Here is a 13,742-nt window from a genome sequence, read left to right on the forward strand (position 1 = left end):
CAAGAAGAGGATGAGCATCTCTCATCCTCTCATTCTTATTATTTATTCCAATTAGTGTCACTTTATTTTTCTTGTTTTTGACCGATCCATTTTTCATATAATTTATCGTATTCTCCATTAGCTTTCATATCTTTTAATAAACTATTAATCTCTTTTGTTAAATCCTCTGCACCCTTTTGCACTGCAATTCCGTATGGTTCATCCGTAAAAATTTTCCCTACAACTTCATAATTAGCATCTTGTTTTGCCATTCCGTAAAGAATTGCATTATCTGTCGTTAAAACATCACCTTTCCCCGCTTTTAACGCTGTAAATGCCTCACTATAATTTTCAAATTCTAATACAGTCGCTTCTGGTGACTTTTGACGAATGTTATTTGTAGATGTTGAGCCCTTTACAGCTAATACTTTCACACCTTGTTTTATATCATCAATACTCTTAATATTGCTTCCTTTTTTCACAAGTAACGATTGCCCTGCTTTAAAATATACATCTGAAAAATCAACTTCTTTTTTACGTTCTTCCGTAATTGTCATTGTTGCGATAATTGCATCAATATCTCCATTTTTCAGTAGTGGAATACGCGTTTTAGACGTTACTTCTTTTAATTCTAATTTCTTTTCATCTCCAAGGATTTTTTTCGCAAGCGCCTTTGCGATATCAACATCAAATCCTTCTACCTGACCTGTTGAAGGATTTTTCAATCCAAATAAGTTCGTATCATTCTTCACCCCGACTACTAGTTTCCCGCGCTTTTTAATTTGCTCAACAGCCCCGCCTTGCTTCGTATTCGTTTCCTTCGCCTCATCTTTTTTACTTCCGCACCCGGCAACGACAAGTACGAATAAACATGAGAATACAATTAAGGTAAACAACTTTTTCATTTTAAGCATGAAATTCCTCCTTTAATGGTTTAACACCCGACTTAAAAACAAACGAGCTCTTTCTTGTTCAGGATTCGCAAAGAATTGTGCTGGTGTTGTATCTTCAATAATTTGACCTTCATCCATAAATAAAATCCTATCTGCTACTTCACGTGCAAATCCCATCTCATGTGTGACGACAACCATCGTCATGCCTTCTTTGGCTAATGCTTTCATAACATCAAGTACTTCTCCGATCATCTCTGGATCAAGAGCAGACGTAGGCTCATCGAATAGCATAATTTCCGGCTGCATTGCGAGTCCCCTAGCAATCGCTACCCTTTGCTGTTGTCCACCAGATAATTGATGCGGATATACACTAGCCTTCTCCGGAATTCCTACTTTCTCTAAATAAAACATCGCTGTTTTCTCAGCTTCCTCTTTTGAAACTTTATTTACTTTAATCGGTGCTAGTGTAATATTTTGAAGAACCGTTTTATGTGGATATAAATAAAAATGTTGAAAGACCATCCCGATATTTCGGCGTAATTCATTCATATTTGATTTCGCATTGTGTACCTCCGTATTTTGTACAATTAACTCTCCATCTGTAATGGTCTCTAACTGATTTATACACCGAAGCAACGTGCTTTTTCCTGATCCTGAAGGCCCAACAACTACTACTACTTCACCTTTTTTCATTTGCACATTAATATCTTTTAAAACTTGAAAGTTACCATAATATTTATTTACATTACGAAACTCTATCAACATACTCCCCCCTTCCACTAACAAAGCATGTACATTCTTTTTATATTCAAAAATAGGCAAAAAAATAACTTTCAGCCTCATTTTTCCCATAAAAAAAGCAAAGGGATTTTCCCTTTGCTTTTTCATTTCTATTCTATTAAGATACTTCTTCTTTCTTATCTTTTCCGTATTCATGCTCCCAGAAATCTGCATTTTTAATTCCTAACGACTGCGGATCGAATACTGGATCTTTTCCTTCTTTTTTCTGCTTTTCATAATCCTTTAATGCGATCAATGCCGGTTTTTGTAATAATAGAATCGCAATAATGTTCACCCATGCCATAATTCCTACACCAATATCTCCTAAAGCCCATGCTGTTGCTGCTGTTTTTACACAACCGTAGAATACAACTCCTAAGAATACAAACTTTAGTACGATAGACATCCAAGGACGGTCTTTATCACGATTTAAGTAAGCTATATTCGTTTCTGCAATGTAGTAATAAGCCATAATTGTTGTAAATGCGAAGAATAGTAGAGAGATTGCGACGAAACCGTTTCCAAATCCAGGGAAAACAGATTCTACCGCTGCCTGTGTATAACCAGGACCTGGCTGTGCACCATTTAATTTATTGACGATAAAGTTTTTTCCGCTTGCATCAAATACGTTATACATGCCTGTAATAATCATCATAAATGCTGTTGCTGAACAAACAAATAATGTATCAATGTAAACGGAAAATGCTTGTACTAACCCTTGTTTAGCTGGATGCGATACTTCAGCAGCTGCCGCCGCATGGGCCCCAGTTCCTTGCCCTGCTTCATTTGAATAAATACCACGTTTTACACCCCAAGAGATTGCTAAACCGATAATTCCACCAAAAGCTGCTTCTAGTGCAAATGCACTTTTTATAATTAACATGAAAGCATCTGGTAATTTTTCAATATTCATAGCGACAATTACACAAGCTACTAAAATATAGCCAAGTGCCATAAATGGAACTACAACTTGCGCTACGTTAACAATTCGCTTAACTCCACCAAAAATAATAAGTGCTAATGCCGCTACTAATACCGCTCCGGATACAGAAGTATTAATGCCAAAAGCTGTTTCTAAACTTACAGCAATACTATTTGCTTGAACACCCGGTAACAGCATCCCCGTCGCAAGAATCGTTGCTGCGACGAACACCAATGCGTACCATTTAACCCCTAGTCCTTTTTCAATGTAATAAGCCGGACCACCGCGGAATTGTCCTTGATGCTTCGTCTTATATATTTGTGCAAGTGTCGATTCTACATAAGCAGAACCTGCTCCTAGAAAAGCTACCGCCCACATCCAAAAGACAGCTCCTGGACCACCAAATGCAACAGCTGTTGCAACACCGGCAATATTTCCCGTTCCAACGCGCCCTGATAATGAAAGTGCTAACGCTTGGAATGAGGAAACACCAGCATCAGACTTTTCTCCTTGAAATGTAAGTTTCACCATTTCTCCTACATGTCTTACTTGTAAAAACCTCGTTCGAATGGAAAAATATAAGCCTACTCCTAAACATAAATAGACAAGTGCGGGACTCCAAACAATATTATTTATCCAACTTACGATAGCTTCCAACTTTCCCCCTCCTTCTTTATAAAGAATATTCAGAATATATATAAAATTATAAGTGTATACCGAATCTATAACAATATTATTTTAATAAAGTAAACATATTTTTGTATAAAAAAACAAAGTATACATTTATTTTGTATACTTTGTCTCGATCTGGATGTATTATATATTCACAATTGCTTCCTTCTTTATAATTCTTTCATAGAGTTGTTCTGCTAATTCTCGAAAATGATCTGGCATATCTTTCCCTTTAAACTTCTTTTGAAGCGTACCGTATAGGCCTATATCACGTAAACGTAAAAATAACGGTAACGATTCATACCAACTATCCGCTAGCCTGTGCTCATATTCATAACCTTTTCGTAACACTTGTAACTGTTTACAAGCAAATTTCGTCTTCTCTTCTGTAGTCCACGGTATAAATAGCACAGAGTAATAAAGAACCATTGCCAAATCATGAATGAAGTAATTATATGTCGCATCATCAAAATCAAAGATTGTAAGCTCTTCTCCATCATAATGAAAATTACCAGGATGAATATCACCATGCATAAGACCGAACGTTTCCTTTTCGATTGGCAGGACCTTTATTTCATCCATTAACACAGTAGCAATCTCTTTCACTTTCTCATCTTCTAATTCATTAACAATGCTACTTTCGTCCTCTTCCCACGTATCACGGTAGTCTGTTTTAGGATAATCCATTGTAAGGCGATGCAGTTGTCCAATCGCTTTTCCCCAAGCTTCAAAGAAAGGATCTCCCCAATAAGGCGATTCATCTCCTTTTACTTGCTCACCTTTTGCATATGTAAATAAAGACGCAAAAAAGAAAGTGCCATCTTCCGCTCCGATTTCTTCTACAAGATTTTGAGATATTGAATTACGAGGTCCCGCCACTTTCGCCCCATGCTCCGCAACATACCGTAAAAAATCTAGTTCAGCCTCTACCTCTTTTTTAGAGCGATGAGAAGAATGAGTTAATCGTAATACGTAATCTCCATTATTTTTATCCTTCGCCTTAAAAATATAATTCTCAAAATCACCAAGTGGTTTTTCTTCCACTGTTACATTAAATATCTTTGCAGCTTCTGCTAAAATCTCATTTGTAAAAACTCGTTCCACAGCTATTTCCATATTTATTCCCTCCTATATGTACCCTCTAATTAATTCGACATGAATGTGAGAAGTACTGCTATGAAATTGAATAATGCGTGGGCAATCATAGCCGATAAAATAGAATTTGTTTTCTCATATAACCACGCAAATACTACTCCGCTTAAAAAATTCACCGGTAATGTGTTATATGTGGGAATATGAACAACTGTAAATATTATTGAACTTATAAGCACACCGCCCCATATGCCATATCTATCTCGAAAAAACGTATAAAAAACACCGCGATATAAAATCTCTTCATATATTGGTGATATAACCGCCGCTCCAATTACCGCGATACAAAATGAATATATTGATTTATCCTTTTGGACCGTATCCGTTTTACTATTTTCAAAGGAAATACCCATTTTCTCCATTATCATTAATACACCAATACTAACTACAATCAAAGAAATAACCGCTACAAATGTCCACAAGAAATCTTTCCATGAAAGCTTCCTAATTCCAATATCTTTCCACGACAGTTTATATCTTTTTATGCAAAAAAGATAAACTACAAACGTAAATATCACTGCCATTATAAGCCCCATTAATACTCCAGCATATAATGAGTTCCCTATTATTTTTAAAGCATAATCATAAAAAAGAGATTCAATCATTACTGGTACAATCAGAAATACGAAAACAAATAAATATAAAATTTCTTTCCATCCCCACATATATTTTAAAGTCATCTACACCATCCCCTATACCCTATTTTCTTTAGTATAAAAGATGACGTAACGTAACTTTCAAGCTACTTTTTCAAATAATCCAAGCATAAATTTCTCATAAAAAGAAAAAATTAACAGAAGTGACTTTATTCTAAAAGAGGTGGAAATTATGACAGAGCGAGAAGATAAACAAGAAAACAATAACAAGAAGCATATGTTTCCATCACTTCCCGAAAACATTAATTACATCGATAACAAGCTCTGCCATTCTGATGATATAAAAAAATTAGATGTTCCTTTTCAAAACGGAAAAGGCACGATCTTATATATCGAATCTTTAGCAGACCCAAATTTAATTCATCAATTAGCTCTTGAAGCACCGAGCGATAATCTTTATACAATGGGCGAAAGAAAAAACTACAAAAGGAATTATCTAAGCTACTCACAAAAGAAGCAAAACGCATAACAAAAAAATTACAAAAAGCAAATTGTGATGCTTTCGGTATCGGAAGATATCTTATCGCCTATTCCCCTGATTTATGGAAGAAAAAAAATTGGAATAAAGATTATGCAAAAGTGAAGTTTAAACCTGAAGTAGAAGTGGATATTTTGTATAGCGGTGTCTTAAAGTAAAAGGTTGTATGCCTCGTGGGCATACAACCTTTTTATCCCGCATTAACGGGCAGTAAGACCCCCTACTGATTAAAAGTTTCACTTTATTTCGTACATCGATATACAATCGACTCATACGGTCTTAATATAAGATTGTTTATATCCGTACTCGAATCTTTATAATTTGATAATAAAACTTCTTGCTTCATCTCATCTAATTGAACATCTTCTGGTATAGAGTAAGCAACTTCTTCTCCATAGAAGTTACTTACAACAAGTAATACTTCATTCTTTACAGTACGTGTATATGCCCAAATCTTAGGGTGATTCCCATTTAAAACATCATATTTCCCTTCTGTAATGACATCGTATTTTTTTCTAAGTTCAATTAACTTTTTATAATGGTAAAATACAGACTCTCTATCTTCTAATGCCTTCTCTACGTTTATTTCTTTAAAGTTTTCAGCCACTGAAATCCAAGGTGTACTTGTTGTAAAACCACTATTTACCTCTTCATTCCACTGCATCGGAGTACGGGAGTTGTCACGAGATTTTTGTTTTAAAATCCCGATAATCTCTTCTTTTGATAATCCTTCTTCTAGCTTTATATCGTATATATTTAACGATTCCACATCGCGATACTGCTCGATGGATTCGAATTTAGGATTTGTCATACCAATTTCTTCGCCTTGATAAATGTAAGGTGTGCCCTGCAACATATGCATAGCTGTCGCTAACATTTTAGCAGATTCATTTCGGTACTTCTCATCATTTCCAAAACGTGAAACAATACGAGGCTGGTCATGATTACACCAAAATAACGCATTCCATCCTCCGCCCTTTTGCATTTCAATTTGCCAACTAGACATAATTTCTTTTAATTTAATGAAATCAAAATCAGCTTTCGTCCACTTATCACCATTTGGATAATCTACCTTTAAATGATGGAAACTAAACGTCATGCTTAATTCATTACGCTCAGGGTTTGAATATTTAATACAATTATCAATTGTCGTAGATGACATTTCTCCAACTGTAATCACATCTTTCCCTTCAAAAACATTTCGGTTCATCTCTTGTAAATATTCATGGACACGTGGACCATCCGTATAATATTTACGCCCATCACTTGTAGCCGTGCTTCCTTCATCACTTAAAAACCTTTGATCCTTTGAAATTAAATTAATAACATCAAGACGGAATCCTTTTACACCTTTATCAAGCCAAAAGCGCATCATATCGTATACTTCTTCACGAAGCTTTTCATTTTCCCAATTTAAATCTGCTTGTGTCTCATCAAATAGATGTAAAAAATATTGTCCTGTCTTCTCATCATACTTCCAAGCCGGTCCACCAAACTTAGACTGCCAATTATTCTTTTCATCACGCCAAATGTAATACTCACGATACGGGCTATTTTTATCTTGACTCGCTTCTTTAAACCATTTATGCTCTGTTGAACTGTGATTTACAACAATATCAAGCATAATCTCAATATTACGTGCCTTCGCTTCTTCTAAAAGTTCTTCAAACTCTTCCATCGTTCCGTAAGATGGATCTATACAATAATAATCACTTACATCATAACCATTATCATTTTGTGGTGATTGGTATATTGGTGTTAACCAAATATAATCCACTCCGAGTTCCTTTAAATAATCTAATTTCTCTGTAACTCCCTTTATATCACCGGTTTCTTTATTATAGTAACTATTAAAGCTCTTCGGATAAATTTGATAAACTACATTTTTATGCCAATCTTTCATGCTTAATTTCCTCCTACTTTTGTTTTACTCGTTTCGCAAATAACCATGTTAATGTAAATGGAATTACTACTGCGATTATCATTCCTACAATAAACATTGGAATCGATTTCGGAATGATAGAAATGAATGCTGGCAATCCGCCAATTCCGATAGCCGGTGCTAATACACCGTTTAATGTAATAAATATCGCTGCCACAGCAGATCCTATAATCGCTGCATAGAACGGGAATTTATTTCGTAAATTCACACCAAACATCGCTGGTTCTGTAATACCGAAGTACGCTGAAATCGCTGATGTTGATGCCATACTTTTATCATTTTGATTTTTTGAAATCCAGAACATTGCAAGTGCCGCACTACCTTGTGCGATATTTGAAAGAGCAATCATCGGCCAAATAAATGTACCGCCGTGTTGTGCAATTAACTGTAAATCGATCGCAATAAACATATGATGCATACCTGTAATTACTAACGGTGCATATAATGCTCCGAATAATACTGCTCCAAGTACTGGTACTGTTTCATATACTCCTACTAATCCAGCCGTTAATAAGTCTCCAATATGACGTGTAACTGGACCGATAATTCCTAAAGCTAACACTCCTGTTACTACAATCGTTGTAATTGGTACAACTAATAATTGAATTGCATTTGGTACATGTTTCTTTAAAAAAATTTCAACTTTACTTAATACGAATGCCGCTACTAAAACTGGTAAAATTTGACCTTGATATCCAACCTTTTCAATTTGGAACAATCCTAAAATATTGAAGTACTCAATCTTTTGTCCCTCTAAACCAGTTGCTGCTTTTCCATAATCCCAAGCGTTTAATAAGGCAGGATGCACAAGCATTAATCCCATTACGATTCCTAATATCGGACTACCACCAAAACGCTTCGTCGCTGACCAGCCAACAAGTGCTGGTAAGAATACAAATGCTGTATTCGCCATCATATTAATTAAATCCCATAGTCCACCTAAGTTCGGATAAACATCTAATAAATTTTTACCATCAAAAAATAAGTCCTTTGCCCCTAATAGATTGTTAATCCCCATTAGTAAACCAGCTGTTACGATCGCTGGTAATATCGGCATAAATACATCGGAAAATACTTTTACAAACTTTTGAGCCGGATTTAACTTTTGGTTTCCAGAATCTTTCACGTCAGCTACTGTCGATTCTTCCATACCTGCAAGCGTTATCAATTCAGCGTATACTCGATCCACATCACCTGGACCAATTACAATTTGAAATACCCCAGCGTTATGAAACGCTCCTTTCACTAATGAAACAGATTGTAATTTATCATTATCTATTTTACTTTCATCCTTCAAAGCGATACGAAGCCTCGTTACACAATGTGCCGCTTGATCGATATTGTCTTTCCCACCAATATATTGCAGCACTTCTTCTGCTGTTTTGCGATAGTCTTTCCCCATATTTCCATCCCTCTTTTCTTTTTTGATACCGTTTACACTTACATATTAACTCGTATATATAAGTTAGTCAACACTCGTATATACGAGTTGGTGATTTTTTTATAAAAAAAAGAGATAGAACAATATTTTGTTCCATCCCTTTACTTTCTTCGCGCCACATCCGAAAAGTGAAAAATATCTAAACGGTGACGTGATTCCGTATATTCGAACTGACTCCCATCGTATAAATGAGTAAAGTTTTTTACAACGACAACATAGTCTGTTCCATTTAAATCTAAGTACTTTCGGTCATCATCTGTACATGGTTGTACTTCAATTACCCTCTGTGAATAGCTAATATGTAGCCCTAATTCTTTCTCAATGTATTTATAAATCGATGCAGTTGCAATTTCTCTCGTTAATCCTGGAATATACTCCGATACAAAATGGTTTATATCTAAAATTACTTTTTCTCCATCAATATTTCGAACACGTTTAATATGATCTATTTCCGTTTTTTCTTTCACGTTTAATAACTTTGCTACATCTTTCGTCGCTTTCATTTTCTCTATTTCCACGACTTCTGTAATACAGTAACGTCCTAAACGTTCATTTTCTTCTTGAAAACTTACAATACCACCAAAGTTAAATTCAATATTTTTGCGCTTTAATACAAAAACACCTTTTCCGTGTATTTTTTGAACATATCCACGCTCTTGCAATAAATCTACAGCTTTTCTTACAGTCCCCCGGCTTGCCTCATACTGCTTCATTAATTCCGTTTCTGATGGAATTTTGCATCCTTCTTTTAATTGTTTATTATCAATAGACTTGCTGATTTCTGTATAAATTTGTTCATACTTACTCATCATCTACAATAGCCCCTTGTCACCTTCTAGTTCTATATGTATTATACCATGCTATACTCTTCTGCCAATCTCTCACTTATTTTCCAGTACAAGAAAACTATAGGTAAATATTTAGTCTCTAAAACGTATTTTTATAAATTTTTTCATATTTTTCTTTTCATTCAAAAAAACATGTAGTATACTAACTTCAAAATCAGAGGAGAAAGGGAGCAAAGAACTATGCTTACTTATACAACAATTGTAGTTACATTTGCACAAAAACATCATCATCATACGTAACCCTTGAAACCTAGCGGAAAAATTACGCGTAGGTACAAGGGTTATTCCCGTTGTACCTACGTTAGGCGAAGAGCTATGTAGGTATTTTTTATCTACATGGCTCTTTTTTTATTGTCAAAAAGCTAGTAAAAAATGATGTTTACGCAAAACTTACTACAAAGGAGTTAACAAAAATGGAAACGAAAAAATGGGGATTATGGGTTTTAACAGCTTTTGTTATCGGGAATATGGTTGGTGGCGGCGTATTTATGCTCCCAGCAAATTTAGCACACGTATCAGGTCCAATGGGATCTACACTTGCATGGAGTATTACAGGACTTGGTGTATTTATGATTGCACTCGTATTCGGAAATTTAGCAATTCGTAAACCAGAATTAAAAGCAGGACCACAAAGTTACGCCCAAGCAATGTTTACTTCCCAAAAGGCAGGTAAAGTTGCAGGATATAGTATGGCTTGGGGTTATTGGGCTGCTAACTGGGCTGCTACAGCATCTGTAATTATTTCCTTTGCCGGATATTTATCAACATTCTTCCCAGTTTTACAAAGTAAGCAAATTCTCTTTTCAACAAACGGATTTTCATTAGAACTTGGAAAAGCTTTAACCTTCCTAGTATGTAGTATGATGCTATGGGGAATTCAATATATTCTTTCTCAAAATATTGATAGAGCAGGAAATATGAACCTTCTTGCAACGATTGCAAAAATCATCGGATTTACAATGTTTATTGTAATCACATTATTCATTTTCAATGCCTCTAATTTCGGGGACGGTCAAACATTTATGAATGAAGCTGGACAACCTATTGCGTTGGGTGGACAAATAAATTCAGCTGCTATTGCAACACTTTGGGCGTTTATCGGTATTGAGTCAGCAGTTATGCTCTCTAACCGCGCAAAATCTCAGCGCGATGTTAAGAAAGCTACGATTTTCGGATTAATTATCGCCCTTATTATTTACATGGCAATTACTCTACTAACAATGGGTGCTCTTCCACAAGACGCTTTAAAAGAGTCTCAAAAGCCATTAGTAGATGCATTAAATTTAGCAATTGGTACTAAAGGTGCTTATATAATGGCCTTACTTGCACTCGTATCTTTATTCGGCTCTACTGTAGGATGGATCGTTGTTAGCTCAGAAGTACCTTACCAAGCAGCAAAAAATGGGCTTTTCCCTAAGTTTTTCGGAAAAACAAATAAAAAAGGAAGTCCTTCAAAATCATTATTTATTACAAATGTGATGACACAAATTTTCTTATTTTCAACGATTTCTGGTACTGTTTCAGAAGCATATAATTTCGCTATTGTTGTGGCGACATTAGCATATTTAATCCCGTACCTTGTTTCTACCTTGTACCAGTTAAAATTAGTTATTACGGGGGAAACGTATGATATAATGCCTGGATCTCGAATAAAAGATGGGATCATTACTGCACTAGCATTTTTATATTCCATTTGGGTTATTAAAACAGGAACTGCTGATTTAAAAACGTTCTTCTTAGGAATTGGGTTGTTTGTATTAGGCCTTATTCTTTATCCAATTTTAATGAAAGATTCACAAAAAAAATAATAAAAAAGAGAAGCTTTCCGCTTCTCTTTTTTTTATTAAAAGTCAGTTAATAACTTTTCTTTTAGTTCACCTACATCTAACGGTTGTGCATAATAAAAACCTTGTACAAAATCGCAACCCATTGATTGTAATAAGCTTTCTTGTTCTACCGTTTCTACCCCTTCAGCAACCACTAATAAATTTAAACTATGAGCAATTTCAATAACCGATTTTACAATCGTTCGCTCTGGCTGTGCGTTATCATAATGAAACTCACGAATAAAATTACGATCAATTTTTACAATATCAAGTGGTAGTTGTTTTAAATAATATAATGAGGAATACCCTGTTCCGAAATCGTCTAAAGCGATTAAAATTCCCATACTTCTTAATTCTTGTAATGTAGCAATAATATAATCAAAATGACGTACAGCTATACTTTCTGTTATTTCTAATATTAAACGATTTGGTGAAAACCCTGTTCGCTTCAATATACTACGAACAGATAAAATAAATCGCTTTTGCATCAATTGTTGTATTGATAAATTAACAGATAACTTCAGTCCCTCTTGATACTCTGGTAAAGTTTTAAACAGTCGACATGACTTTTCTAGTACCCAATCTCCTAGTTTTATAATAAGTCCACACTCTTCAGCTACAGGTATAAATTCACTTGGTGAAATAGGACCTTCTTCTGTCTGACAACGTGCTAAAGCCTCAATACCAGTACATTTCTTTGTTTTCAAATCAATAATGGGCTGTAATGCCACTTTTAATTCTTCGTCACGAATTGCTTTTTGTAAAGCAAACTCTATTTTCATTCTACGATTTATTTTCGCACGTAATTCATCTGTAAAGAAGCACGCCGCATTTCTTCCTTGCTCTTTCGCACTGTACATGGCTAAATCTGAATTTTTCAATAATGTTTCAACGTCTTTTCCATCTTGCGGATAGGAACAAAGTCCTAGACTGGCTGAAATATATATTTCATGACCTTCAAGCATAAATGGCGCTTGAAAGCATGACAACACAGATGTCGCTAACTGCCTCATCCCATCTTGTGTATGTTTTTTTGTTAATAGCACAAATTCATCTCCACCCAGCCTAGCTAGAACATCTTTATCTTCTAGTACATAATGCAATCGTGAAGCGACTTCGCTTAAAAGTAAATCTCCTATCATATGACCTAACGTATCATTCACTAATTTAAAACGATCTAAATCAAAGTAAATCATACCAAACTCTATTTTCTCTGCAATCATCTTATTTACAGTCGTAATTAACTGTAGACGGTTTGGTAAACTTGTTAACGCATCGTGATAAGCAAGTTCTCTATAACGACTTTCGCTTAATCGTAATCTTTGTTCTGCTTCTTTCCTACTACTTATATCATTTCGAATTGCAATAAATTGATAGGGTTCTCCCTTTTCATTTAAAAATGGAACAATTGTTGTTTTAACCCAATAATACGTACCATCTTTTGCTTGATTTTGAATTTCCCCCGTCCAGACTTTTCCACTCAAAATACGCTTCCATAGGACTTGAAAAAATGCTTTCGGATGGTATCCAGAATTTAAAATACGGTGATCTTTTCCTATTAACTCTTCTCTTTTATATTTTGATATTTTACAAAATTTATCATTCACATATGTAATAAGACCTTTTCGGTCTGTAATAGCAACAATTGAAGACTCATCTAATGCTAATTTTAAATCTTGCAATGAAGAGTCATATAATGCATGATCTCTTTGTTCTAGCATGCTCATCTCTCCTTGCTTCCTATCTGACTAAAACACAACTCGTTTCTCTTCATAGAAATAGAGATATTTCATTTTCTCATAATAGACCTTTACATAAACCACATTATTAAATAGACCGATTAAAATAACATAATATTATTTGTAATAAAAAGCAATATGGTGCTGTTTTAATTATAGTAGAAGCTTCTCATCTCTCTGCTTATCTAAGCTTATTATACAGTATTCTCTTACATTCCTTTAATTTTTAAAGTGACAATTTCATCACTATTAGCCTCTAATCCCTACTAATGTGGCCTCACACCTAATCTCTTTTATTTCTTGAAATGTTAAGATGTAAATCTGATTGCTGATACATAATGAAATAGGATTAAAATACAAAATGCGACTATTCACAAATAATAATATAAAATCAAAATTTGCATTTAACATATT

Annotated in this window: 10 protein-coding genes and 2 pseudogenes; 3 read left to right on the plus strand and 9 right to left on the minus strand. The window is 34.7% G+C overall.

The genetic code is table 11. The annotated features are described in order from the left end of the window. Nucleotides 1–62: 62 nt before the first annotated feature. From glnH to KI356_RS06145, 5 genes are all read right to left on the minus strand, one after another. The gene (gene glnH / locus KI356_RS06125) at nucleotides 63–893 is read right to left on the minus strand and encodes a glutamine ABC transporter substrate-binding protein GlnH (RefSeq protein ID WP_128282806.1); all 831 of its coding nucleotides are present in this window, start codon (nucleotides 891–893) and stop codon (nucleotides 63–65) included. Between the two features lie 12 nt (nucleotides 894–905). Next, nucleotides 906–1,826, minus strand: a complete 921-nt coding sequence (locus tag KI356_RS06130) for an amino acid ABC transporter ATP-binding protein (RefSeq protein ID WP_274387939.1) — start codon at nucleotides 1,824–1,826, stop codon at nucleotides 906–908. Continuing rightward, complete coding sequence (locus tag KI356_RS06135) at nucleotides 1,771–3,231, minus strand: alanine/glycine:cation symporter family protein (RefSeq protein ID WP_002116142.1); 1,461 nt, start codon at nucleotides 3,229–3,231, stop codon at nucleotides 1,771–1,773. Before KI356_RS06135 ends, KI356_RS06130 begins: the two co-directional genes overlap by 56 nt. A gap of 159 nt (nucleotides 3,232–3,390) precedes the next feature. After that, nucleotides 3,391–4,362: a phosphotransferase enzyme family protein gene (locus KI356_RS06140; protein ID WP_128282804.1), complete on the minus strand. Its 972-nt coding sequence runs from the start codon at nucleotides 4,360–4,362 to the stop codon at nucleotides 3,391–3,393. A gap of 29 nt (nucleotides 4,363–4,391) precedes the next feature. Further along, a complete protein-coding gene (locus KI356_RS06145) occupies nucleotides 4,392–5,078 on the minus strand; it encodes a CPBP family intramembrane glutamic endopeptidase (protein ID WP_212935057.1) in 687 nt (228 codons plus the stop codon). Nucleotides 5,079–5,226: 148 nt separating this feature from the next. On the opposite strand from KI356_RS06145, the pseudogene KI356_RS06150 reads away from it, so the two are divergent. Continuing rightward, nucleotides 5,227–5,433: pseudogene (locus KI356_RS06150) on the plus strand (spore germination protein); the annotation flags it as partial. Next, nucleotides 5,422–5,690 (plus strand): annotated as a pseudogene (locus KI356_RS06155) (Ger(x)C family spore germination C-terminal domain-containing protein); the annotation flags it as partial. The pseudogenes KI356_RS06150 and KI356_RS06155, both read left to right, overlap by 12 nt. 83 nt (nucleotides 5,691–5,773) lie before the next feature. Here the strand turns inward: KI356_RS06155 and treC are convergent. From treC to treR, 3 genes are all read right to left on the minus strand, one after another. Further along, entirely contained in the window at nucleotides 5,774–7,435 is a 1,662-nt protein-coding gene (gene treC / locus KI356_RS06160) for an alpha,alpha-phosphotrehalase (protein WP_212935058.1), read from the minus strand. A 13-nt stretch (nucleotides 7,436–7,448) separates the two neighbouring features. Next, a complete protein-coding gene (gene treP / locus KI356_RS06165) occupies nucleotides 7,449–8,876 on the minus strand; it encodes a PTS system trehalose-specific EIIBC component (protein ID WP_212935059.1) in 1,428 nt (475 codons plus the stop codon). 140 nt (nucleotides 8,877–9,016) lie between these two features. Beyond that, a complete protein-coding gene (gene treR / locus KI356_RS06170; RefSeq protein WP_002063767.1) occupies nucleotides 9,017–9,727 on the minus strand; it encodes a trehalose operon repressor in 711 nt (236 codons plus the stop codon). Between the two features lie 449 nt (nucleotides 9,728–10,176). Here treR and KI356_RS06175 point away from each other — a divergent pair, with 449 nt between their 5' ends. Next, complete coding sequence (locus KI356_RS06175) at nucleotides 10,177–11,571, plus strand: amino acid permease (protein WP_128282800.1); 1,395 nt, start codon at nucleotides 10,177–10,179, stop codon at nucleotides 11,569–11,571. A gap of 35 nt (nucleotides 11,572–11,606) precedes the next feature. Here the strand turns inward: KI356_RS06175 and KI356_RS06180 are convergent, their stop codons facing one another. After that, on the minus strand, nucleotides 11,607–13,310 hold the full coding sequence (locus KI356_RS06180; RefSeq protein ID WP_128282799.1) for a putative bifunctional diguanylate cyclase/phosphodiesterase: 1,704 nt from the start codon (nucleotides 13,308–13,310) through the stop codon (nucleotides 11,607–11,609). Nucleotides 13,311–13,742: the final 432 nt, after the last annotated feature.

It is taken from the genome of Bacillus hominis (assembly GCF_018332515.1).
GTDB lineage: Bacteria > Bacillota > Bacilli > Bacillales > Bacillaceae_G > Bacillus_A > Bacillus_A hominis.

Excerpts from the sequence above, each read along its gene's own strand:
- KI356_RS06175 (WP_128282800.1), top strand. The coding sequence starts at position 10,177 with ATGGAAACGAAAAAATGGGGATTATGGGTTTTAACAGCTTTTGTTATC.
- KI356_RS06145 (WP_212935057.1), bottom strand. The coding sequence starts at position 5,078 with ATGACTTTAAAATATATGTGGGGATGGAAAGAAATTTTATATTTATTT.
- KI356_RS06140 (WP_128282804.1), bottom strand. The coding sequence starts at position 4,362 with ATGGAAATAGCTGTGGAACGAGTTTTTACAAATGAGATTTTAGCAGAA.
- treP (WP_212935059.1), bottom strand. The coding sequence starts at position 8,876 with ATGGGGAAAGACTATCGCAAAACAGCAGAAGAAGTGCTGCAATATATT.
- KI356_RS06130 (WP_274387939.1), bottom strand. The coding sequence starts at position 1,826 with ATGCAGATTTCTGGGAGCATGAATACGGAAAAGATAAGAAAGAAGAAG.
- treC (WP_212935058.1), bottom strand. The coding sequence starts at position 7,435 with ATGAAAGATTGGCATAAAAATGTAGTTTATCAAATTTATCCGAAGAGC.
- treR (WP_002063767.1), bottom strand. The coding sequence starts at position 9,727 with ATGATGAGTAAGTATGAACAAATTTATACAGAAATCAGCAAGTCTATT.
- KI356_RS06180 (WP_128282799.1), bottom strand. The coding sequence starts at position 13,310 with ATGCTAGAACAAAGAGATCATGCATTATATGACTCTTCATTGCAAGAT.
- glnH (WP_128282806.1), bottom strand. The coding sequence starts at position 893 with ATGCTTAAAATGAAAAAGTTGTTTACCTTAATTGTATTCTCATGTTTA.